Source organism: Streptomyces sp. NBC_01237 (assembly GCF_035917275.1).
Lineage (GTDB): Bacteria > Actinomycetota > Actinomycetes > Streptomycetales > Streptomycetaceae > Streptomyces.
Window position 1 is genome coordinate 144973 of record NZ_CP108510.1, and the last position, 21263, is coordinate 166235.

General features: G+C 69.9%; 22 protein-coding genes and 1 pseudogene. 11 read left to right on the plus strand and 12 right to left on the minus strand.

Going from position 1 to position 21263, the window contains the following annotated elements; genetic code table 11:
* Nucleotides 1-26: 26 nt before the first annotated feature.
* Nucleotides 27-285, plus strand: a pseudogene (locus OG251_RS43870) (IS701 family transposase); the annotation flags it as partial.
* A 273-nt stretch (nucleotides 286-558) separates the two neighbouring features.
* Here OG251_RS43870 and OG251_RS43875 read toward each other — a convergent pair.
* The 4 genes from OG251_RS43875 to OG251_RS43890 all read right to left on the minus strand — a co-directional run bounded on the left by OG251_RS43875 (nucleotide 559) and on the right by OG251_RS43890 (nucleotide 5223).
* On the minus strand, nucleotides 559-1068 hold the full coding sequence (locus OG251_RS43875; RefSeq protein ID WP_326682894.1) for an NUDIX hydrolase: 510 nt from the start codon (nucleotides 1066-1068) through the stop codon (nucleotides 559-561).
* 279 nt (nucleotides 1069-1347) lie between these two features.
* Nucleotides 1348-2316: an alpha/beta hydrolase gene (locus OG251_RS43880; RefSeq protein WP_326682895.1), complete on the minus strand. Its 969-nt coding sequence runs from the start codon at nucleotides 2314-2316 to the stop codon at nucleotides 1348-1350.
* A gap of 328 nt (nucleotides 2317-2644) precedes the next feature.
* The gene (locus OG251_RS43885; RefSeq protein ID WP_326682896.1) at nucleotides 2645-3775 is read right to left on the minus strand and encodes an FAD-dependent oxidoreductase; all 1131 of its coding nucleotides are present in this window, start codon (nucleotides 3773-3775) and stop codon (nucleotides 2645-2647) included.
* A gap of 782 nt (nucleotides 3776-4557) precedes the next feature.
* The gene (locus OG251_RS43890) at nucleotides 4558-5223 is read right to left on the minus strand and encodes a TetR/AcrR family transcriptional regulator (RefSeq protein WP_326682897.1); all 666 of its coding nucleotides are present in this window, start codon (nucleotides 5221-5223) and stop codon (nucleotides 4558-4560) included.
* 108 nt (nucleotides 5224-5331) lie between these two features.
* Here OG251_RS43890 and OG251_RS43895 point away from each other — a divergent pair, with 108 nt between their 5' ends.
* On the plus strand, nucleotides 5332-6252 hold the full coding sequence (locus tag OG251_RS43895; protein ID WP_326682898.1) for an SDR family NAD(P)-dependent oxidoreductase: 921 nt from the start codon (nucleotides 5332-5334) through the stop codon (nucleotides 6250-6252).
* 147 nt (nucleotides 6253-6399) lie between these two features.
* Here OG251_RS43895 and OG251_RS43900 read toward each other — a convergent pair whose 3' ends face one another.
* The 3 genes from OG251_RS43900 to OG251_RS43910 all read right to left on the minus strand — a co-directional run bounded on the left by OG251_RS43900 (nucleotide 6400) and on the right by OG251_RS43910 (nucleotide 8727).
* Nucleotides 6400-6783, minus strand: a complete 384-nt coding sequence (locus OG251_RS43900; RefSeq protein WP_326682899.1) for a barstar family protein — start codon at nucleotides 6781-6783, stop codon at nucleotides 6400-6402.
* A gap of 286 nt (nucleotides 6784-7069) precedes the next feature.
* Entirely contained in the window at nucleotides 7070-7843 is a 774-nt protein-coding gene (locus OG251_RS43905; protein WP_326682900.1) for a calcium-binding protein, read from the minus strand.
* A 368-nt stretch (nucleotides 7844-8211) separates the two neighbouring features.
* The gene (locus OG251_RS43910; protein ID WP_326682901.1) at nucleotides 8212-8727 is read right to left on the minus strand and encodes a lytic polysaccharide monooxygenase auxiliary activity family 9 protein; all 516 of its coding nucleotides are present in this window, start codon (nucleotides 8725-8727) and stop codon (nucleotides 8212-8214) included.
* Nucleotides 8728-9207: 480 nt separating this feature from the next.
* On the opposite strand from OG251_RS43910, the gene OG251_RS43915 reads away from it, so the two are divergent.
* From OG251_RS43915 to OG251_RS43940, 6 genes are all read left to right on the plus strand, one after another.
* Entirely contained in the window at nucleotides 9208-9819 is a 612-nt protein-coding gene (locus OG251_RS43915; RefSeq protein ID WP_326682902.1) for a TMEM175 family protein, read from the plus strand.
* A gap of 145 nt (nucleotides 9820-9964) precedes the next feature.
* Nucleotides 9965-10309: a hypothetical protein gene (locus tag OG251_RS43920; protein ID WP_326682903.1), complete on the plus strand. Its 345-nt coding sequence runs from the start codon at nucleotides 9965-9967 to the stop codon at nucleotides 10307-10309.
* Nucleotides 10306-10557: a hypothetical protein gene (locus OG251_RS43925; protein ID WP_073720964.1), complete on the plus strand. Its 252-nt coding sequence runs from the start codon at nucleotides 10306-10308 to the stop codon at nucleotides 10555-10557. Before OG251_RS43920 ends, OG251_RS43925 begins: the two co-directional genes overlap by 4 nt.
* A 115-nt stretch (nucleotides 10558-10672) precedes the next feature.
* Nucleotides 10673-11119, plus strand: a complete 447-nt coding sequence (locus OG251_RS43930) for a hypothetical protein (RefSeq protein ID WP_326682904.1) — start codon at nucleotides 10673-10675, stop codon at nucleotides 11117-11119.
* 169 nt (nucleotides 11120-11288) lie between these two features.
* Nucleotides 11289-13271 (plus strand): hypothetical protein, encoded by a 1983-nt coding sequence (locus tag OG251_RS43935; RefSeq protein WP_326682905.1) that lies wholly within the window; start codon nucleotides 11289-11291, stop codon nucleotides 13269-13271.
* Between the two features lie 37 nt (nucleotides 13272-13308).
* Nucleotides 13309-14703, plus strand: coding sequence for a cytochrome P450 (locus tag OG251_RS43940; protein WP_326682906.1), 1395 nt, complete (start codon nucleotides 13309-13311; stop codon nucleotides 14701-14703).
* 191 nt (nucleotides 14704-14894) lie between these two features.
* Here the strand turns inward: OG251_RS43940 and OG251_RS43945 are convergent, their stop codons facing one another.
* From OG251_RS43945 to OG251_RS43955, 3 genes are all read right to left on the minus strand, one after another.
* Complete coding sequence (locus OG251_RS43945; RefSeq protein ID WP_326682907.1) at nucleotides 14895-15215, minus strand: hypothetical protein; 321 nt, start codon at nucleotides 15213-15215, stop codon at nucleotides 14895-14897.
* 571 nt (nucleotides 15216-15786) lie between these two features.
* On the minus strand, nucleotides 15787-15966 hold the full coding sequence (locus OG251_RS43950; protein WP_326682908.1) for a hypothetical protein: 180 nt from the start codon (nucleotides 15964-15966) through the stop codon (nucleotides 15787-15789).
* On the minus strand, nucleotides 15963-16145 hold the full coding sequence (locus tag OG251_RS43955; protein WP_326682909.1) for a hypothetical protein: 183 nt from the start codon (nucleotides 16143-16145) through the stop codon (nucleotides 15963-15965). The genes OG251_RS43950 and OG251_RS43955 overlap by 4 nt, the downstream gene beginning before the upstream one ends.
* Nucleotides 16146-16429: 284 nt before the next feature.
* Between OG251_RS43955 and OG251_RS43960 the strand changes: the two genes are divergently transcribed.
* Both OG251_RS43960 and OG251_RS43965 read left to right on the plus strand, forming a co-directional pair.
* Complete coding sequence (locus OG251_RS43960) at nucleotides 16430-17644, plus strand: helix-turn-helix domain-containing protein (RefSeq protein WP_326682910.1); 1215 nt, start codon at nucleotides 16430-16432, stop codon at nucleotides 17642-17644.
* The gene (locus OG251_RS43965; protein ID WP_326682911.1) at nucleotides 17641-18186 is read left to right on the plus strand and encodes a flavoprotein; all 546 of its coding nucleotides are present in this window, start codon (nucleotides 17641-17643) and stop codon (nucleotides 18184-18186) included. Before OG251_RS43960 ends, OG251_RS43965 begins: the two co-directional genes overlap by 4 nt.
* A gap of 732 nt (nucleotides 18187-18918) precedes the next feature.
* Here OG251_RS43965 and OG251_RS43970 read toward each other — a convergent pair.
* Both OG251_RS43970 and OG251_RS43975 read right to left on the minus strand, forming a co-directional pair.
* Entirely contained in the window at nucleotides 18919-19299 is a 381-nt protein-coding gene (locus OG251_RS43970; protein ID WP_326682912.1) for a hypothetical protein, read from the minus strand.
* Between the two features lie 182 nt (nucleotides 19300-19481).
* A complete protein-coding gene (locus OG251_RS43975) occupies nucleotides 19482-20054 on the minus strand; it encodes a GNAT family N-acetyltransferase (protein ID WP_326682913.1) in 573 nt (190 codons plus the stop codon).
* A 285-nt stretch (nucleotides 20055-20339) separates the two neighbouring features.
* On the opposite strand from OG251_RS43975, the gene OG251_RS43980 reads away from it, so the two are divergent.
* On the plus strand, nucleotides 20340-21014 hold the full coding sequence (locus OG251_RS43980; RefSeq protein ID WP_326682914.1) for a formylglycine-generating enzyme family protein: 675 nt from the start codon (nucleotides 20340-20342) through the stop codon (nucleotides 21012-21014).
* Nucleotides 21015-21263: the final 249 nt, after the last annotated feature.

Below are 21263 nucleotides of genomic sequence, written 5' to 3' on the forward strand. Positions count from 1 at the left end.
GGTACGACGGTGGATGAACTCGCCATGTGCCGGAGAGGGTTGGCGGCGCCGGGGAGGTGTTCGCACCATAGGCGCGCCGACCATCGGGGGAAGGGCGGTCTCCATCTGCGGGGCCGTTTGCTGGACGGGCTCCGAAAGCCGATGCAGCCGATGGCCGGGCGGCGGCGGTGGGGGCGGCCGCCGGTGGAGGACATCGGGCTTCCCAAGGACGGAACGTCCTCGCCCGGGGTGGACCGGCAGCACTCCGGCACCCTGGGCGAGGTCGGCACCTGCCGGATCGGCGTCGTGTCCAGGCCGCGAGGATTGCGTATCACACGGTCGATCCTGCGTTGCTGGTACGGAACGGGGCCAGCCTCTCTTCTGCGCTGCTCGTGGAGGAGGGGCGACGCGGCCTGCACGGCCCCTCACACCCACCCCGCCCCGCCCACGCTCGCGGCTCCTGCGTCGACTCGGCACCGTAATAACGCCGCTTTCGCCACCGTCCGGGCGCATCGCGGCAGCCGAGAACCGCGCACTCCGCTGAACCGTCGAGCGGGCCGGGCGGATGCTGGTGGCCCCTCAGTTCTGGATCAGGCCGACGACCGGGACGGGTGCGACGTGGCCGGTTGCCGGAACGGTCCGTGCCAGGGCGAGGCCGATGTCGACCAGCGATGATCGGCGGAGGCGTGCGACCTCGGGGACGGGAGTCCAGACCGACTCGACGGTTTCGCCGTTCGGCTCGGGGCGGAGTTGGCCGCCGGTGATACGGACCTGGTAGAAGATGCCGACATTCTGGTGCGTGATTCCCGCACGCGCGGCGGCTGCGGGAATCACCCTTGAGTCCACGCCCAGCAGGCGTTCGACCGCCGCGTCGCAGCCGGTCTCCTCGGCAACCTCCCGGATCACCGCGTCGAACGGATCCTCGGCGTGCTCGACCCTGCCGCCCGGAAGAGTCCAGTTTCCTGACGCGTGATGGGCGAGTAGCACCCGCCCGTCCTCTATGCACACGGCGTACGCCGCCAGCCGGAAACTTCCCCCCTTCGGCTCGCTTGCGATCGGCTCGGCTGCACCAGCTGTTTCTTGGTTCATGGGGGTCATCCTGGCCTACGTCAACTGCTCATTCGCAACCGGAATACCAGTGCCCGCATGGGGACTGCGATCGCCTTCAGGCTGCCCCTACGCCCTCAGTCGCTCTGAACCAGGAGCTGTTCCGCAGTCCCGCACACCCGAACCTATCGATGATCGCGGAGAGAAACCTTCTCCGCTCCGACGCGGTTGCCGGTGGTGCGCGATGACGACCGTCGAGCAGGTCGCCACTCCCGCGCACAGCCGCTCCGGCTGCCTGCCCACGCGCTGACGGCGGCGGCATCAGCAGCGGGTATGCGTGGCGATGAACCTCCGTACCTCGGCCTCCAGTTCCTGGTCCTCCGGGGCACCTCCGAAGCCACCGTGCGGCATCGCCTCTCCCACGTGCAGTTCGGCCGGAACGCCGACCGTGCGCAGCCGGCGGTGCATCCGCACCGTGCCGGAGAGAAGGGTGTCCCGTGTCCCCGACTGCAAGTACGTGGGTGGGAAGTGGCTCAGGTCGTCGGCGAACAGCGGCGACAAGTACGGCTCGTCCAGCGGCCGGCCCGCCGCGTAGAGCAGGTTCACCACTTCCAGGGAGGGTGGCAGCTCGTCGATACCTGCCAGCGTTCGATGGGTGTCGCCGGACTCGGTGAGGTCTACCTCCGGAGTGAGCAGTACGGCTGCGGCGGGCATCGGCAGGCCCTCGTCGTGGGCCCGCACGAGCAGTGCCGCGGCGATGTTCCCGCCGGCCGACGCACCGGTGACCACGATGTCGCGCGGGTCGTACGCGTCGAGGAGTCGGCGGTAGACGGTGACAGCGTCATCGAGGGCCGCCGGGTAGGGGTGCTCGGGCGGCATCCGGTAGTCGACGGCATAGGTCTTCAGTCCGCTGCTCTCACCGGCGAGACCGCCTGCGAAGCGGCACATCTCACCCGAACCGAAGATCAGCGCCCCGCCGTGGAAGTACAGCTGGACCGCCGTGCCGCCATCGCCCGCTTCGGGAGCACGCACCACGTAGACGCTGACCCCGTCGATGTCGACCTCCGAGGAGTCGACCGGCCGTCCGCTCCCCATCCCGGCCAGACGGGTCCGGGCCTCGCTGTCCCAGGTCCTGACCAGTTCCTGCCATCCTGCGTAGTCGTCGACGGCGGGGAACTGTATGTCCTGTCGCGGCTTCTCCAGGCCGCGTACCGCCTCGGCGCTGAGTCCTGCCGGGGGCGGGAACTCGCCGGTCCGCGCGTGAACGGGGGCGGATGCGTGATCGCGCATGCTGTTCTCCTCGTCGTGGGGATGGGGCAGGTGACGCGGCGCCCGGTCCTCGGTCAGGTCCGGGTCGCCGGGGTCCCGGTGGGCGCGGGGTCCTGCTGACCGCCTGCGCCGGGGCGGGTGCGGCGCAGACGGTCGGCCGACCAGGGCCGAGGACAGGAGGGTGAGCACCATCGCGGAGACGGTGATGGCTGTCCGGAACCGCCCGGGAGTCGGTTCATCGCTCGCGCCCTTGATCAACGTCGATGCGTTCGGGGTTCGGGAGCCGCTGCCGCCCAGGCTTGAGCGAGGGCGGGACGGAGAGCATCAGATCGATGCCTCAGCGGCTCGCTCAGCGGCTCTTCTCGGTGATCATGCTGACCAGGCCCTGCGCCGTGTTGTACTCGGAGTCGGTCCGCGGGATCTCTCCACCTTCAGAGGTGGTGGCCGCTGCGCCGCGGGGGAACATGGCGTGCTCGTACTCGGTGAGCGCGGCCTCGATGTCCTCGGGGTGCGCGGCGAGGGCCCTGCCGAGTTCGGCGCCGTCGTACATGGCCAGGTTGGCGCCGTCGCCGTTCGGGGGCGCGAGGTGGGCGGCGTCGCCGATCAGGGTGACCCCCGGCACCCGGTCCCACCGGTGACTGGTCGGCAGGGCGTACTGGGGGCGCAGGACCGGCGCGGTGTCACCATCGGTGATCAGCGCGGTGAGTTCCGGTGCCCAGCCGTCGAACTCGGCCGCGATCCGCGCGGCGGCCGCGGCGGCATCGGTGAAGTCGATGGTGGCGAACCAGTCCTGCGGCCTGGTCAGCGCCACGTAGGTGTGCAGGGTGTCGGCGCTTTCCCGGTGAGCGAAGATCTCCCTGCCCGGCGCGGGCGCCATCAGCATCCCGCCGCCGACCGCCTTCGCGGCGGCCGGGTGGCGGGTGTCGGCGTCGTACAGGTAGGTCTCGACGACCGATGTGCCGGCGTACTCGGGTGTGGCGGTGGTGAGCAGTGGCCGGACCCGTGACCAGGCGCCGTCCGCACCGACCAGCAGGCTCGTGACGACGGTCCCGCCGCCGGCGAACGTCACCTCGTGGCGGCCCGGTCCCAGGGCGCGGGCTCCGCTGACCTTGTGCCCCCACCGGACGGTGCCGGCCGGGAGCGAGTCGAGCAAGACCTGTCGTAACTCGCCGCGTTGCACCTCGGGGCGTCCGCCCGTGCCGTCGTCGGCCTTGTCGAACAGGACGGTTCCGTCCGGGTCGAGGATCCGCGTCGCCTGGCGGCCCTCCATGACGATGGCGTGGAACTCGTCCATCAGGCCGGCCGCCTTGAGGGCGAGCTGTCCGTTGTAGTCGTGGATGTCGAGCATCCCGCCCTGTGTGCGCACCGTCGGGGAGGACTCCGCCTCGTAGACCGTGGCCGGTATTCCGTGGACGTGCAGGACGCGGGCCAGCGTGAGTCCGCCGAGTCCTGCGCCGATGACCGTGACGGGAATGTGCATGGTGGCTCCTCGCGATCGGGGCCGCCCAGTGAGCTCCGGACTGCCGTCTCCCACACGTTGCCGGACCTCACCGACAAGCCACCGACATCGAACCGGCAGCCGCCGATGGATGACCGACACCACACATCGGTCCCGACCTACCCGGTCCCGTCACCTACCCCGGGCCCGACACCTACCCCGGCCCGGACCACGACGGCGAGATGTCCTGACCGGGAGTGACCCGATGCGAGCCCCACTGCTGGGCCGGTCGGGCAGAATTGCCGCGACCAGCTCGGTCATGGCATCGGCAGCCTCGGCGTACCGGCCTTCCACGGAGAGTCCGGCAGCCCACTCATGCAGCCCTTCGACCACGGGGGCTCCGGACAGTTCGGCCTGTGCACGGCCGATGGCGAACATCTCGGCGCGCATGGCGAGCCCTTCGGCGCGTCGACCCAGACCGTACAGCTCTCTCGGGCACGTGTTGGGGGCCCCGTACAGCACATCCGCACGGACAGGTTCGGCCGGATCGATGGACCGCGCCGCGGCCACCGCTTCCTCGTGCAGCGCGAGGCCGGCCGGATGCTTCCTGCGGGAGCTCCGGTGAAAGGGCCCGTGGGTCCTCGCCGAATTCACTCCCTGCCCCCTCGGTCGCGTCTACCGGTCGGGCTGTTGCCCGACTCCTGGAACCGGAGCGGGCGGTGCTGATCAGGAGGCCGGGACGGCCGCTGAGGACGACGGCCGGGAGTTCACCGGCGAGTCCCTTGAGTGCGGTGTTGCGTCCGATGTGAACCTGACGGAAAGGTTCAGGCGCGCGGCAGCACGCCCAGGAGCGCCGAGGTGAAGGAGACGCGCAGTGCGTCACGCAGCTCCAGGTGGAGCACGCAGAGGGCGGGCTCGTCCGCGTAGGCGGCAACGAGGCTGGGGGGCGGCGGTACGTACGCCGACAGGGCACCCGCCGAGACCAGGCTCATCAGGCAGAACGTCTGCGCGCCGTCGCCGAGTTCGGGCACATGGCGGCGCACGAGTTCGACCATGGCCGCGAGCCGCGTGAGGGCGGAACGCTTGTGCCGCTTGACCACCTCGACCGAGACGTTGTGCTCAAGGACTCCGCCCTGCGCGCCGAAGAGGTCGCACAGCACCACCCGGTCTGCCAGTGACCGGCTGAGCACCTCGGCCAGCTGGCCTGCCCGCGCCTCCGGTGCCGCGGACGCCTCGATGCCCGCGGCCAGCTCCCCCGCCAGCTCCGCGAGCCAGTTCTCCAGAGAAACGTCCAGCAGTTCGAGCAGCACCGCCTCGCGCGACTCGAAATACCGCAGGACGTTCGACTTGGCCAGGCCCACCCGCCGGCTGAGTTCGTTGAGGGTCACCTCGGCCACGGTCATCTCGTCGAGCATCGCCGCCGCCGTGTCCAGGATCGCCCGGCGACGGATCTCCCGCTGCTCCGCGCTTCGCGCCCGCTGGAATGTCACGTCATCAGCCTATCTTAGAGACCATCGGTCTCTTGACAGAAGACCGGCGGTCTCTTACGTTGATCCCCCCAGCAAATAACAGACCGATGGTTTCTTCAGGAGTGCGTCGTGAGCGGCAACTGGACCGAGAAGCACATCCCTGATCAGCACGGCCGGGTCGCGATCGTGACCGGCGCCAACACCGGGCTGGGCTTCGAGACCGCCCGGGTGCTCGCCGCACGCGGGGCAACGGTGGTCCTGGCCGTCCGCGACGTCGAGAAGGGAAAGCAAGCAGCCGCCCGCATGGCCGGCGACGTCACCGTCCAGGCCCTCGACCTGACCTCCCTGGACTCGATCCGGTCCGCGGCGGCCGACCTGCGCACCGCCCACCCGCGCATCGACCTTCTGATCAACAACGCGGGCGTGATGTACACCCCGAAGCAGACCACCGTCGACGGCTTCGAGCTGCAGTTCGGCACCAACCACCTCGGCCACTTCGCCCTGACCGGCCTGCTGCTGGACCGGCTCCTGCCCGTACCCGGCTCCCGCGTCGTGACGGTCAGCAGCATCGGCCACCGCATCCGGGCCGCCATCCACTTCGACGACCTGCAGTGGGAGCGCTCTTACGGCCGCGCCGCCGCCTACGGCCAGGCCAAACTGGCCAACCTGATGTTCACGTACGAACTGCAGCGCCGGCTCGCACCGCACGGCACCACGGTCGCGGTCGCCGCCCACCCCGGCGTGTCCAACACCGAGCTCACCCGCTACACACCCGCCGCGCTTCGCGTGCCCCTCACCTGGCTCGCACCGCTGCTCACCCAGAAGGCCGAGATGGGCGCCCTGCCCACCCTGCGCGCCGCCACCGATCCGGCCGTCACCGGCGGCCAGTACTACGGCCCCGGCGGCCGGAGGGAGATGCGCGGCTACCCGAAGCTGGTCACCTCCAGCCCCGACTCCCACGACCGGGCCGCACAGCAACGCCTGTGGACCGTCTCCGAGGAGCTCACCGGGGTGACATTTTCAACGGTGCTTCCGCAGCGGGATTCCTGAGGCCGCGACCGGGTTCCCCCGGTGTACACCGCTTCCTGGCCTCCGACGTGTACGCGCGCGACGGCGCGGGCCCCCGTGTCCTCGCCGTCGCTGCCGCCGACCGCGCCCGCACAAGCTCAACGGCCGTCCGCACGTCCTCATGGCCTGTCACAGGAGTCGCAGGACGCCGGGAGCACGATCGTCGAAGATCTCGACCAGCCAATCAAAGACAGTGGGTCCGCGTCCTTCTCTCGCCGCGGCCAGATCAGCGCTGACAGAAGGACGGTTCGTGGGGTGACAGCGTGACAACCGGATCTCCAGCTGACGAGCTGTTTCCGGATGGCCGAGATGCTCGCGAGACACCTGGTGGTCGCGCCACTCCACCGCATAGTCGTCGTCCGGCGTTCCGAAGCCACCGCTGAGGCAGTCGGAGAAGGCATCGAGGTTTCGACCGAAGTAGCCCCCGGGACCATTGATCGCTTCGCCGATGACTCGCCAGAAGTCCTCCAGCGTTCTGATCTGCGTGCCGTCCAGCACATATGTCGGTGTCACGGCTCGGAGAATACGTGCGGTTCCGCACCGTGTCGCTCCGATTCCCACGGCGTGCCGGCAGGACCGTCGCAGGCCGGTGCGCCGCTGGAATCATCGCGGACGCGCCGGCCGTGTGCGACCACCACACGGAACCGGTGGCCCCTTCGAAGACCGTATCCGCGCGGACGTGGCCCACAGGAGAATCACGGGAGAACCCTTGGTCAAGGACACCTCGGAGGCCGGTCAGCGGGGTGCTGAGGATTTCCTGCGCTTCGGCATCATGCCGGGCCCGCCGGTCCCGCGGCACCTACGGGAGGACGATGTTCCGGCCCGGTCCGCCGTCGACGGTGTCCTTCCCCGGGCCGCCGCCGACCAGGTCGTTGCCGCCCTCGCCGTGCAGTGTGTCGTCGCCGGGGCCGCCGAGGACGATGTCGTTGCCCTCCCCGCCCATGAGGTGGTCGTCGTCCCGGCCGCCGTACAAGATGTCCGCACCGCCGTAGGCCTCGATCATGTCGTCGCCCCGGCCGCCCCACAGCCGCTGGTCGCTGTCGTCGCCCATCAAGTGGTCCATGCCGTCGCCGCCGTCCAGGATCACGCGCCCCATGACCATGTCGTTCCCCGCGTCGCCCCGCACCGTGTGCGCAGTGTGGGCGTGCAGTTCGTCGTCGCCGGGGCCGCCGTGGACGGTGGCGACCCCGGGGTCGCTGGTGGCGATCCTGTCGTCGCCGTCTCCGAGGAAGACGTCGATCCGGTCCGGCCGGGCCTTGCCGGTGGGCAGTTCACAGACGACGTAGGTGTCGTCCCCGGGTGCGAGGTACGCGCAGTGGTCGCCGGGTTCGAGCGGGACCGCGTCGCGGAAGCCGATCCGCCGGACCCCTGCGCCCAGATCCATGGGGATCACGTGGAGGTCGTTGGCCTGTCCCGCGGCGGCGGTGAAGACGATCGACTGCGCCGCCCAGTCGGCGCCGACGCGGGCCTTCCCCCCGGTGGCGGCGGAGGTCGCGGCTGCCGGGGCGGCGGCCAGGCCGGTGGCGAGCAGGGTCACGACGACCACGCGGACGGTGGCTTTGTGCCGGTTCATGGGGCCTCATCTCGTAGGGGCGAGCGATGGGTCGAGCTGCTGGGCGGGGTGTCTGTCGCGGGATCCCGTGGAGGGTGGGGAGGGCGACGTCCTCGTATCCGTCCTTCCGAGCGGGAGCTTGTGGGTGTTCGGGAGGGCACCGGCCGCGAGCGGCGTGCTCCCGTGCCCCGGACACCGCCGGGCCCGGCCGACCGAGCGATCGCGCCCGTCGCCTCCCCGCGGCTGCGGTCAGGAGAGAACGGGCGCGATCACCTGCGCACGGATACGAGCCACCCGATGCCCGGAGCGGGCGGCGCACCGTTCGCACCGGGCGCCGTCCGGGCCCCGCCAAGTCGCGGTTCGGCAGGGCCGGATGGCGCGGCACCGTGTCAGCTCACGTTCACGTCCACACAGGCATAGAAGGCGTTGGCCGTGTCGGCGATGTTCCACACGGCCAGCACCTTCTGCTTGCCGGTCAGGCTGCCGAAGTTCACCTGGTGGGTGACGGTCTCACCGGGCCGGGCGCCACCGTCGTTGAACTCCGCGATCTTCCGGCCACCCGCGTAGTACTGCCAGGTGCTGGTGGCGTGCCGTGCTGTCAGCCGCCAGTTGAAGCTGGTCGTCCGGCTGACCGGAGTGACCTTCCAGCCCTTGCCGTCGTTGTTGAGCTCGGCGAAGGCGGCGTTCCCTCCGCTGCAACTGGTCAGCCCCTTGGGGCCCTCGACACTCTGCGGCTCGTACTTGATGGAACCGCAGGAGACCACACCGGAGGCGCACTGGGCCTGCCGGCTGGGAGGCGAGGATATGTAGCCGTGCGCGCTCGCGCTGCCGGCAGGCAGGCTCACGGCCAGGAGCGGGGCGATCCCCGCGCCGATGGCGACGGCCAGCATCTTCTTGCTCTTCATGACAACTCCTCCGTGGGGGTCCGTGCCCGCCCGCTCGAAGCAGACAGGCATGCGCATGTCAAGCAGCAACTCCATGGCGACGGGCCGCCATGAGTGGCGACGGAAGCGTACCCTTCTTGGTCTAGACCAAGCTAGTGCGCGGGCGCGACCACTGTGTCCGGCTGCCGGCGGGTCAAGCGGGAGCGGGCTGTCCCGGCGGTGCACCGAGCCGGCACCGGCCGCGCGGAGGAGGTCGTACTGTCCCCGGGCGCAGGAACCCGGCGGGGGCGCCGCTGACTTCCCGCTTCACGGCGGAGCGACCGTCACCGGCCATCAGCCCCTGAAGGTGAGCCAGGGCCGAACTCGTGAACATGACCAAGGATCTCCCGCCCCACGCGGTTCGGCTTGCCCGCGGCGGCTGCGATGAAGAAGCCTGCGGCAATGACTGTTCACGCTGTACCTGGTAGAGCTGACAAGTCGGACGAAAAGAGTCTGGACCGGTTGACCGCCCTGTCCGACGGAATCTTCGCCATCTCCATGACGCTGCTGGTCCTCGACATTCATGTCACCGCCGGACTGGACGCGGCGGATTTCCGCCGCATGGCGCACGATCTGCTGCCCAAGATCGGCGCCTACGCCCTGAGTTTCGGCATCCTCGCCGGTATCTGGCGCGACCACCGCCGGATCCTGCAACTGACGCGCCGGACGGACGGGCTGTGCATGCGGTTCACGCTCGCCGGCCTCGGAGTAATCGCGCTGGTCCCCTTCCCCACCACCATGTTGTCCGAGTACGCCTCGCAACCTCTGGCGGTCGCTCTGTACGCGACCACCATGGTCATCATCAACCTGTTGCAACTGGCCGCTCTGATCGCCTCCGGGTATCGTCCCCACCTCCACGGTCCCGCCTCCGGCCCCTCCGGCCCCTACGGCTTCGACCTCGTCACCGACCTGAGCACCACGGCCCTGGTCTTCGCGGCAACGGTGCCGATCGCCTATGTCTCGACCACCGCGGCCATCTGGACCTGGCTGGCGCTGATCCCGATCAGGATGGTGCTCGCCAGACGCGGCCGACGCCGGTCCCGCCGGAACACCGCCGACAGCCCTCGCCCATGACCGGAGCCTCCGACGGCAACGGCGGTGAGCGGCACCACGCCGCCGCCTCCGGGCGAACGCGGCCTTCCGGGTTGCGCCCGAGCGCCGGACCCCGGACGGATACCCTGGGCCACCTGACAGCACGTCGCACGTGAAGGGACATCACATGGGGCACGAGGACTGGACGGTGGACCGGCTGCATGTCGCGCTCCCCCACTCGGCGTCACGCCAGCAGCTCCTCCAGGATGTCAACCTGACCCCGATCGACAGTCTTCCCGCCGTCCTTGACGGATGGGCGTCCGCGGCCGAGGACCTGGAAAGGGCGCGGCCGATGATCGAGGCGGTCCGGGTGAGCATGAAGGTCCGTGGCGTTCTGCCCGAGGGGGTCGAGGCGCGGGACATGACCGCGGACATCCTGCGCGATGCCGGCCCCCGCCATGACCGGACCGCCCCCGCCCGCCGCCGCGGCAACCGCACCGGCCCGCAGGATCACGGCAAGGGCGCGGCGTGACCTACCGGCTCCACTTTCCCGCGGACGTCTTCGACACGTACAAACAGCTCCCCGAGCTTGCCCGCCGGGACCTCGCACTCATCCTGGTCGACGCGCAGGAGGACCCGCTCGGGCGTTCCGAGCCGTACGGTCAGGACGACGGCATCATCCGTACCGTCGCCCAGGGCCACGTCACCGCGGTCGTCCTCCTCGGCCACGACACCCGCACGCTCACCGTGCTGGCCATCGCGTACGCCGGGCCCGCCTGACCCTTCGTAACCTGTGACGGATTCCGTTCCTCGTCGCTCGTGCCGGGACCGCCTCTTCGAGTGAGAAATCGGCGTGAGCGGCGTGCGGGACCCGTGCGGGCAGCACAGTGGCCGCATGACCATCGAAGTCGACGCCGTCGTCGAAGAGCCGCCCTCCCGTCGCCGGCCTCTGCCCGAAGGCGTCCGGATCGCCCGGCAGTTGCTGGCCGGTGTCGGGAACTACCAGATGCGGCGGGCCATCATCCTTCTCGGCCACTGCCAGGACGGGTACTGGCTGTGCCGGTTCAGCCGCGACCCCGCCCTGGCCGGAATCCTTGAGCCGGCCGGGCACCCGGCGTCGATGGACTGGGACCAGATCGTGGAACTGCTCCGCACACCGGAGGTACTCAAGGACGACGGCCTGGAGCCCGGCGCCCTGGACCCCCTCCTCGCCCTCCTTGAGATCGCCGCGTCCCTCGGCACAGGCCGCCCCGTCGACCTGCGCCGAGCCGCTTCTGTCCTGTCGGCCCCGGAATGGCGGGACCTCCTCGGGCGGATCGAGCCCGCCGCCGACTTCGCCTAGCGCCGACCCTGCCGGGCCGACTTCACCTGGCCGGCCCGGCCGGGTGCAGGCGGTTCCCTCCAGCCGACGAGCGGTCATTGCACGCTCTCTCATCTCCTACGACCACTGACCACGATCGGAATCCCTCATCGGGTGGCAGCTGGAGCCACGACACTCCTGGAAGGTGACCATGCGTGGCAGAGAAGAAGCGGCGCGGGTGCGGTCGGATCGGTTCCCTGACCCGCTCGTGGTCCGGCAGCGGCGCGGTCCGGTGCCCGACAGCCTCGCGCGGCTGGCCGACGGCCTCGCCGACCAGCCGTGCCGGCAGAGGCTGGCGCGGCTTGCCATGGGGCCTCCCGGGCACCCCGTCCTGGACGGGGCACAGGTCGTGACCGCCACCGATTACCGGCCGTACGAGTCGTCGCGGATCCCCGGCTCGCCGGACGGCGACCGTCTCTGCGCGGAGTTCATGGACGCGCTGTTCAGCGAGGAGGTCACCAAGAGCGTTCAGGAGAGCGGTCCGATGGCGGTCCTGGCCGCCACGGAAGCCGTCCGGCAGATCCTGGCCGGCCCCGGCAACCCCGTGGGAGACAGGCTGACCGCGCTCGCCGCTGCCATTCCCGCCAAGGGCGGTGAGGCCGGGCCGATCATCTCCGAGTACCTCGCGCGGCACGCCACGGACGCCACCCAGGCCGCGTTGATAGCGGTTCGTGACTATTGGGGCAGCATCAACACGTTCTGGCTGCCGCGCGGAACCGGTGAGTTCCTGGACCTGTTCGGCGCCGTGTTCATCCTCGCCAGCGCCATCGACTACGCCGGTGCCTCCGACGACTCCGGGGCGGGCGGCCGGGACTTGCACGTCAAGGCCGCCGCGGAGGGAGCCGTTGCCGTGGCGGGCCGCGCCGCCGACCTCGCACTCCGGGAGACCGCCCTGACATGTGGGGTCATGCTCGCCAAGGACGCCCTGCGAGGTGATTCCGTCCCGCTCCCCGACCCGCACCGGTACCTGGCCGACGCGGGCGGTGCGCCGACCCCCCAGGAGTACATGTGGGCCCGGTGGTGGGACGCGGCCATGCTGCCCTATTTCCGTCTGGGTTTCGGCTCACCGCCCTACCGGACGCTCGACGACGACGGTGCCGGAACCTTCGACGCCTCATTCCGCTGCCACCGGATCCGCCGGGCGATCGACAACTCCTACCGCTACAACGAGATCATCGGCATCCTCACCGACTACGCCCACGGGGAGACCTGCAACGAGGCGCTGCTGGCCGTCGCCGCGGGAGGACTCCGGGCACTCACCGGCTATGCCACCGCGTGCGCCCGCGTCGTCGATGACGTCCTGGCCTGCGACTGTGGTGAAGGCGGGCACGAGGAGGTGGCCGAGACGGCCATGGGCGCGCTCGCCTGGTACGTCGTGACCCCCCGCTACGACGTACGCGCCCAGCTGCACGCGCTGTCCACCACCGGAGGCGACTGTCAGCGGGCGTTCTCCCTGAGCGCGGGAGGGCCCCGGCTCGGATCGATCGCACGGACCAGGCTGGCTGACGGAGAGATGCTCCACGGCCTCGGATGGGAACCGCTGTGGTACGAGGACGACACACCCGAAACGCGCTGGGTCGATCAACTCGCCGACCGGGCCGCACGACGCGTCGTCACCGCCGGCACCGGCACCGCGACCACCGGAGCCTGTGCCACCGCAGCGCACAGGGCCATCAGCGCCTGTGTCACGACCACCCCCGACGAACTGCCGCAACTGGCGCCCCTGTGGCGTGAGCTGTTCCTGACCGCCGCCGCCCTCACCACCGACACCGCCGCCGTCGCCACCCCCGCCGCCACCGACACCACGGCCGCTCACGACGTCGTCACCCGACTCGCCGACCTGACGGCCCGCATCTGGGAGCACACCATCGCCGGCCCCGGAATCGCCCCCAACCCGCCCGGCAACGCCGACACCGTCCTGTCGATCGACACCTACCACGCGGTCTGGGACAGCTACTCCCTGCCTCCCCGGCAGGGAATCCCCATCCGCCGCGCATTCATCGGCACGCTGACAAGCAGCATGGAGCTGAGCGGAATCGGCCCGTGCGCCCGGCTCGTCGACGGAATCGTCTCCGCCCTGACACCGCAGGACCAGGACCAGGACCGCACCCCCGTCCGACCTCGCCGACCGTGACCGAGAAGGACGCCAACTGTCGTACGGAGGAGGCGCGATGAGCGGGACCACACCTGGGGCCGGGACCCGGAGAGCATCGGGACCACGGGTGAGAGACCTGCGGCTGATCCCCCCGGCCCCCCGCGCGTGGCCTCTGATTGGCCACCTGGTGCCGTTGGTACGGGACCCACTGGCCCTCTTGAGGTCGCTGCCCGCCCACGGACCACTGGTCCGCGTCCACATGGGCCCGGTGCCACTGGTCGTGATCTGTGACCCGGAGCTGACCCGTCAGGCCCTGGTGGAAGACCGGATCTTCGACAAGGGCGGCCCGGTGTTCGACCGCTTCCGTGACGTCCTGGGCGACGGCCTCAGCAGCTGTCCGCACCATGCCCACCGCAGGTTGCGCCGACTGGCCCAGCCCGCCTTCCATCCCGACCGGCTTCCGGGCTACGCACGGACCATGACCGCCTGCACCGAGAAGGTGACCGGTTCCTGGCTGCCGGGCCAGATCCTGGCCGTGCCCACCGAGATGATGTCGATCAGCTCGCGGACCACGGCCGCCACCCTGTTCTCCAACTCCCTGCCCGCGGCCGAGCTCGGACAGCTCATCGCCGACGTCAAGACCATCGCGGGCGGGCTCTTCCGGCGCATGCTTCTCGCCCCGCCGCTGGACCGGCTCCCCACTCCGGACAACCGTGCCTATCTGCGCGCCCACACGCGCCTACGCCACACCTGTGACCTGATCATCGCCGAACGGCGCGCCGATCGCACCGACCACGGCGACCTGCTCTCGGCCCTGGTCGCGGCCCGCGACCTCGAAGACGGTGGCCGCGGGATGACGGACGCGGAAATCAGCGACACGATCCTCACCGTCTTCCTGGCCGGTACGGAGACGACGGCCGGCACCCTGGCCTGGGCACTGGACCTACTGGCCCGCCACCCCGGGATCGAACAGCGGCTGCACACCGAAGTCGACACCGTCCTGCGCGGAAACCCGGCCTCCCCAGCCGATCTGCCCCGCCTGGAACTGACCGAACGCATCATCACCGAGACCCTGCGCCTGTACCCCTCGGCCTGGTTCCTCACCCGCGCGGTCACCCATGACACCCACCTCGGCGGGTACGCGCTCCCCGCCGGCACCAACGTCGCCTACAGCCCCTACCTCATCCACCACCGCCCCGATCTCCACACCGATCCCGAAACCTTCGACCCCGACCGCTGGGACCCCGAGCGCCCCCAGCCTCCCCGCAACGCCTTCCTCCCCTTCGCCACCGGCGCCCGCAAGTGCATCGGCGACACCTTCGCGATGACCGAGGCCACCCTCGCCCTCGCCACCATCACCGCCCGCTGGAGCCTGAACCACCTGCCCGGCCAACAACGGGTCCGCCCCGTCCTGGGAGCGTCCTTCGGACCGGGCAGACTCCGGATGCGGGCAACACCCCGGTGGAGGTAACGGAGTTCGGTCGCCACACGGACGGCGGGAATCAGGAGGACAGAACGGCGGCTGGTCGAGATGAATGGACACGCATACGAAGCTCCTGGTGGACAGGGTCGTCTTGTTCAGGACCCGACTGCCAGGAGACACGTCGTTCCGAGCACCACAGCCCTGTCCATCTCCCGACGCTTCCGCCAGGTTCGCAAGGATCAGTCGCGGAACATGGCCTCTTCTCCATCGATATAGATCAGGACAGGCCTGATCACTTCCCCTGCACCCACCGGTTGCAGCTCGATGGACATTCCGTTGACTGCCGCGACGGCGTTGACCTTGTCCTCGGGAAATCCCCACCTCCTGGCCTCTGCCTGGGCCTCGAACAAGCTGCGGACGCGTTCCCAAGCCTCCCCGGGATGGAATCGGGCGATCGTCCATGGCTGGTCGCCGGACGGTGACGAAAGCGAACCGATGAGACCATCGGCGCATCTGACCCACCACACAGCCTCTTCCTCACTCTCAGCACCTGTTGGCATGCGGCCCTCCTGCAACTCTTCTCCAAGGTCCCGCACGAACTGCGAGAGCGGTATCAGCGGGCTGTTCCCGTCGATCGCGGATATCGCGGTGCTGTGTCGGTCGACGTGAACGATGAGGCGGTACGGGTGGAGGCCCGGTGCACGATGCTGACACGGCGGTCCGACCGGTGGACCAAGCGGCTACGGGCGGCCTCGCGCCTGCTGGCCGGGCGGGGTCGGGCGGGCGCGCACCCCATGCCGTCATCGCTGGCCTCACCCCGCCCCGTAGCTCCGACGTTCGTCCAAGGACACGTCAACACCCACAGCCGGTACGTCGGCAGGCGGTGTGGCCGTCGGACAGATACGGCTGATCGGCGGCTGCCCGGCAATGGGGCGCTGTGGGTATCGGCGCGTGCTTCCTCGGCCAGAGCGAGCGCCTCGTCCATCCGGGACTCCGCAGCTGCCGCGGTCTTCAGCTCGGCGTCCGTGATCGGTTCGCCGTGCCACAGGAGCGTGACCCCGTGTTCGGGGCACCGGGCCATGCCGTCGGTCTCGATCGCGAAGTCGTGGACACCTCCGCTGTGGTGGCACTTCACTCGTCGTCCCTCCGGATGCGGTGCGGGGTGGTGGTCTGGTTGTTCGGCCATTCCCTGCGGTCGCCGGGAGCGCGCCAGTCGTAGTGGGGGCCGGTGTGGCCGGGGGGCTGGGTGCACCGGGCGTACGTGCCGGGGTTCTCGGCCCAGCAGTACCCGTACCCGATGGGCGTGTTCATCGGCGTGCTTCCCGCCAGGCGCGGCCGAGCCGCGCGGCGGTCGCGCACTGTGCCCCCGTACGGCAGGCGTCGCACGCCAGGGTGTGCCCGAGGTACGCCAGATACGCGCGCTCCGGGGGCTGGTACGCGATCCGCTGCCGCGGCGGTGCCATCACCGGGCCGCCCTCCGCCTCGAGCACGCCAGGGCATCCACACACTCACGGGGGAACCACGCGTACGCGGCACCGGTGGCGGGGGTGACGCGCTGCTCACCGAGGTCAACGCCCAATTCGGTGCCGAGCGGTGCACGGCACCACACGCAATGCCAACCACGCTGCTGCTGTTCCGACAGTGCGCTGACTGGCGGTAGATACTTCACGGTCATCGCGGTCCCCGTCGGTTGGCGATCTGCTGTCCCTGCACGGTAGGGCGCGGTACAACAAGGGAGGGCACGCAAAGTGCGTGCCCTGTTCGGAGGCGGTCCGTGGACACTGGACGCATCGGCCGCCGCATCGCCTATTGGCGTGAGCGGCGCGGCTTCACCCAGGCCGACTTCGGTCGGCTCATGGGGCAGACCCGCAGGTGGGTACAGGACCTGGAAGGCGGCCAACGCCAGCAGGACCCGCGCATCTCGGTGCTCATCAGAGCGGCCGACGTCCTGCGCGTCCCCCTGGAGCACTTCTTGACCGACGGCCCCTCAGCAGCGCCCTCAGCATCGACACCCCCCAGTGAGACGCTGGCAGTCATCGACGTGCTGTACCAGGCGGACTCCGGTGACAAGGCCCCGCCGTCGCCAGCCGAACTCAGGCGGCGGCTGACGTACTGCTGCGAAGCGTTTCAGGCGTGCCACTTCGGGGCGCTCGGGCGGGACCTTCCTGCCCTGATCGTCGGGTCCGGGCGCGCTGCGGCACAGGCCGGAGCCGAGTCATGGGAAGCGCATGTCCTGCACTCGCGCGTCCTCCAGCTCGCGGCGTCCTTCCTGCACAAGTACGGGCAGGCGACGGCCGTACAGGCGGCGGTCGTCGCTGACCGCGCCTTGGCCGCCGCCGACCGGTCCGGCGACGCGGTCGCCATCGGCGCCGCGTCCCGTCGGGTCGCCAAATCCCTTGCACACCAGGACCGTCCCACAGCAGCTGTTGACTTCGCCGTCGGCGCCGCGCGCCGCCTTCGTTGCGGCCTTGCAGCGGCTGGGCCGCTGGGCCTGTCCACTCTCGGAATGCTGTACCTCGCGGCCGCCGTGGCCGCGTCCGCCCTGGACCGCACACCGGCCCGCGTGGAAACCGCCGGCGACCACCTTGACCAGGCCGCCGAAGTCGCCGACCAACAGGGCGCAGACCTGAATCAGGACTGGACGAACTTCGGACCCACGAACGTCGGGCTGCACCGGATCGACGTCCTGACCCGTTTCGAGGACGGCTGGTCAGCCCTGGACGCCGCCGAGGACATGGACGACACTGCGGTCCGCAGCCTCGCGCCCGAGCGCCGGGCCCAGCACCTCATCACGGTGGCACGCGCTCAGCTCCTGACACGGAAGAAGGAAGCGGCGGCAGCGTCCCTCGTGGAGGCGTCGCGATTGGCCCCGGAGGAGTTCAAGGGCAGGCCCAGCACCGTTTCTCTGGTGAAGGAAGTAGTCGGAGCGATGCCCGTTCCACCGGGAGACTTGCGTGCGCTGGCGGTGCAATGTGGACTCCACGCATGACCCACGTCCTGTACCTCATCGCCTGCGCGGCCGGACCCACCCAGTACGTCGACGAAGGCATCCGCCAAGCACAGGCTCGTGGCTGGGACACCTGTCTCGTCCTGACCCCGTCCGCCGCCCGCTGGTGGGACCCGCGCATCGGCGAGTTGGAGGAGCTGACCGGGCATCGGATCCGCTCGCAGTACAAGCTGCCCGGCGAGATGGACTCACTACCGAAGGCGGACGCCATGCTCGTCGCCCCGCTGTCCTGCACCAGCCTCAACAAGTGGGGCAACGGCATCTCCGACACGCTTGCGTTGGGGCTGCCCTCGGAGGGCGTACACATGGGCGTGCCAGTGACAGCGATGCCGTACTTCAACCGCGCGCAGGGCGCTCAGCCTGCCGTGGCCCGCAGCATCGCGGACCTCCGGGCACAGGGCGTGACCTTCCTCGACGGTCCTTCCGGGTACGAGCCACACCCACCGAAGCAGGGCGACCCGCGGTCTTTCCCTTGGCACGCCGCGCTGGACGCGATCGAGTCGTCGGCTGGGGACGCACCGTAAGATCCAAGCCCGTGACACACAGCTAACTAGGCTAACCCTTAGGCGAGTTGGAGCGCACCGCCTGGGCCGAGCAGCAGGACGGCCGCCTCACCGTGGCAACGGCGGCAACCGCCGCACAGCAAGCCATCGCCGACCACGCTCAGACCACCGGGCAGGACCGGCACAAGGCCGAGGCAGCGCTGGAGAAGGCCGTACGGCACTCCGTGCCCCCCAGAGGATGCCTGCCCCCCCCGGACGCACGAACGGGCCCCCTCCGCCCGAAGGCGAAGAGGGGCAACCCCTCAGAGCGGGAGCCACGCTGTGTGTGACGTCCAGCGCGACGTGATCCGGAGACCGTTCCCGCAGTGCGGGGACCGTTTGCCCTTGGCGCCGTACACGTAGGCGAGGCCGGGTCCACCCCCGCGCGTGCGGGGACCATCAGGACGCCGACCTTGCCGTCCTTGAGGCCCCGGGTCCACCCCCGCGCGTGCGGGGACCATAGTTCCTGAGCTGCGGCTTTACACGCCCCGGCCATGAGGATCCGTGACTCTCATCGGCTCGGAGATCTCGCCCGTCATCATGAGGCGCGTTGGCCCGGGGAGTTGACTGGTGGGTGAGACAGCAGGCCGTTGTGCGGACGGGCCTGATGCGACATGACCGCGCGGACCTCTTTGATCTTCACCCCCCAGACAACTCGCACGGCCTTCTCATGCCGCCCGGCATGGCCAAGGTCAATCGCGAGGCGGCCCGTGACTACGTCAGGACGAGAGGCACGGTGATGGTGAGGTGTCCGTCGGTGGTCGGCAGGGCGGCGGCAGGAGCGTTCATACGAGCTGCGAGGTGGCCGATCACCCGGCCGGTCAGTTCCTCGTCCCACTCCGCCGTGCCTTCCGGCGGCAGGCGCATCTCCTCCCTGGCAGGCGGGTTGTCGCCGAGATAGCGCGCGGTGTCCATGTTGACGACCCAACAGGCCACTGCGATCTTCACCTGCCCGGGTGCCGCCCACTGCGCCCGTATGTGGGCGCACATGGTGAAGTCGTCCCCGCCGTATGTGACCGTCGTGGAGAACGACCCGCCACGGGGGTACTGCCGTGCCAGCTTGAGTACTGCTGGTTCCACAACGGCTCGCGCCATAGGTTCCGTATACACCCTCTGCCCCCTGTCGATCCCGGCCCTCAGCATCCCAGACGGGGCCTGTGCCGGACAGATCGGCTGCCGCCCCGACCGTTTCCCCTCCGGGGGAACGCTGTGTACCTCGCGGGCATGCGAACGGCCGACGTCGGCGGTCTCGGCTCCGGAGCTCCCGCCTGTCTCCGTCAACAGGCTTCTGGGGAGACCACGTTCGCCTGATGGCGGGTCAGCCGCCAGACCTGATCCTTGCCGGGTTCCGCCGGGTCGAGGCCCTCGGCGAGGCGGCGAGGGTGTTCGGTGAAGCCGAGTCGGGCGGGGACGGCTGCGCTGGCGCGGTTGGCCGGGTCGTGGACGACCTCGACGTAGTCGACGCCGGGGAGGCGGAAGGCCTGGTCGACCAGGGCGCGCGCGGCCCGGGTGGCCACGCCGCGGCCCGTGGCGGCCGGGTGCAGCCAGTAGCCGATCTCGCGGCTGTCGACCGGGCTGTCGTCACGTCGGAACAGCTGGCAGGCGCCGACGATGGCCCTGTCCAGCACGATCGCGTAGGTGAAATCCCGGCCTTCGTCCCAGGCCTCGTGGCGGCGGGTCAGGAAGTCGGCGGTCTTGGCCAGGCTGTGTTCGGCAACCCACGGTACCCATGGGCCCAGGTGCTCCAGCGACTCCTTGATGACCCCGAACAACTCCGGAAGGTCCGCTTCGCGGTCGAAACGGCGCAGTGTCATGTCGCCCAGCTCTATCACCTGCTGTGGAAAGTCCATACGCGGAGGATCGGCCCCGGTCGCCATCAGCGGCAACGAGATTTCGAACTCCGAGGGTCCCTCGGCCATGGCGCCCTGTGACGTTGTCGGTGGCGGCAAGGGTGCGCTGCGGGTCACGGCAGACGAGTACGACGCTTCTGCCGACTCCATCAGGTGACGTCATGTCACCAGAGCCGGGCCCCAGCAGAGCCGTCCATGGGGGGACGTGCTCGATCCCTCGCTGTGAGCGGCGGAGAGAGGTCGGCCGCCGGCGTTCGGGACAGGTGCCCGTAAGATCACGTACTCATGGACGCACGCGCGGGAATCGAGATGATCGCGATCCCTCCGGGGCGGATCACGCTGTCGGACCGACGGACGCAGCGCAGTTGGCCGGTCGAACTCGCGCCCTACCGGCTCGCCACGTTCCCGACCACACAGGCGCTGTACGCGGAGATCACCGGTCAACGGCCGAGCACCGCCGATGGCGACAGGCTGCCCGTCGAGGGTGTCTCCTGGTGGGCCGCCCTCCGGTTCTGCAACGCGCTGTCCCGACGCGAGGGGTTCGTACCCGTCTACCACCTGCATGCCGACGGCGAAGGTGTCGAGTGGGACGCATCCGCCGACGGGTACCGGCTGCCGACCGAAGCCGAGTGGGAGCATGCCTGCCGTGCCGGTACGACCGGCCCGCATTACGGCCCGCTCGACGAGATCGCCTGGTACCGGGGCAACTCGCAGGAGCGCATCCACGACGTGGGCGGCAAGCGGCCCAACCCGTGGGGCCTTCACGACATGCTCGGCAACGTCTGGAACTGGTGCTGGGACATCTATGACGCGGAGGTCTACGGCAGCTACCGGGTGCTGCGCGGCGGCGGCTGGTTCGACGAGCACTGGAGCTGCAGGGCCTCCGCGCGGCGCCGCAGTCATCCGAGCTTCCAGGTCGACGACGTGGGGTTCCGCGTCGCGCGCTCCGTCACGGGCTGATCCGCGTCGTGGGCGATGACCGCCTCGATGGGGCGGGGTACCCAGCATCTGAAGGACTCGGGTCGAAGCAGCCCGGTCGTCACCGGAGAGGCACGTCACTTGTCACATACGGTCGATCGGTGCCCTTCCTGTCGCCGGGCCGGCTTCGTTCGCCTTCAGCAGCGGCGTGTGTCGATGAGTGTGAACAACAGTTGGCGATCAACGCGCTCGCGGATGTTCACGGGAAATGACGGTGCTGCCGTCAGTGAG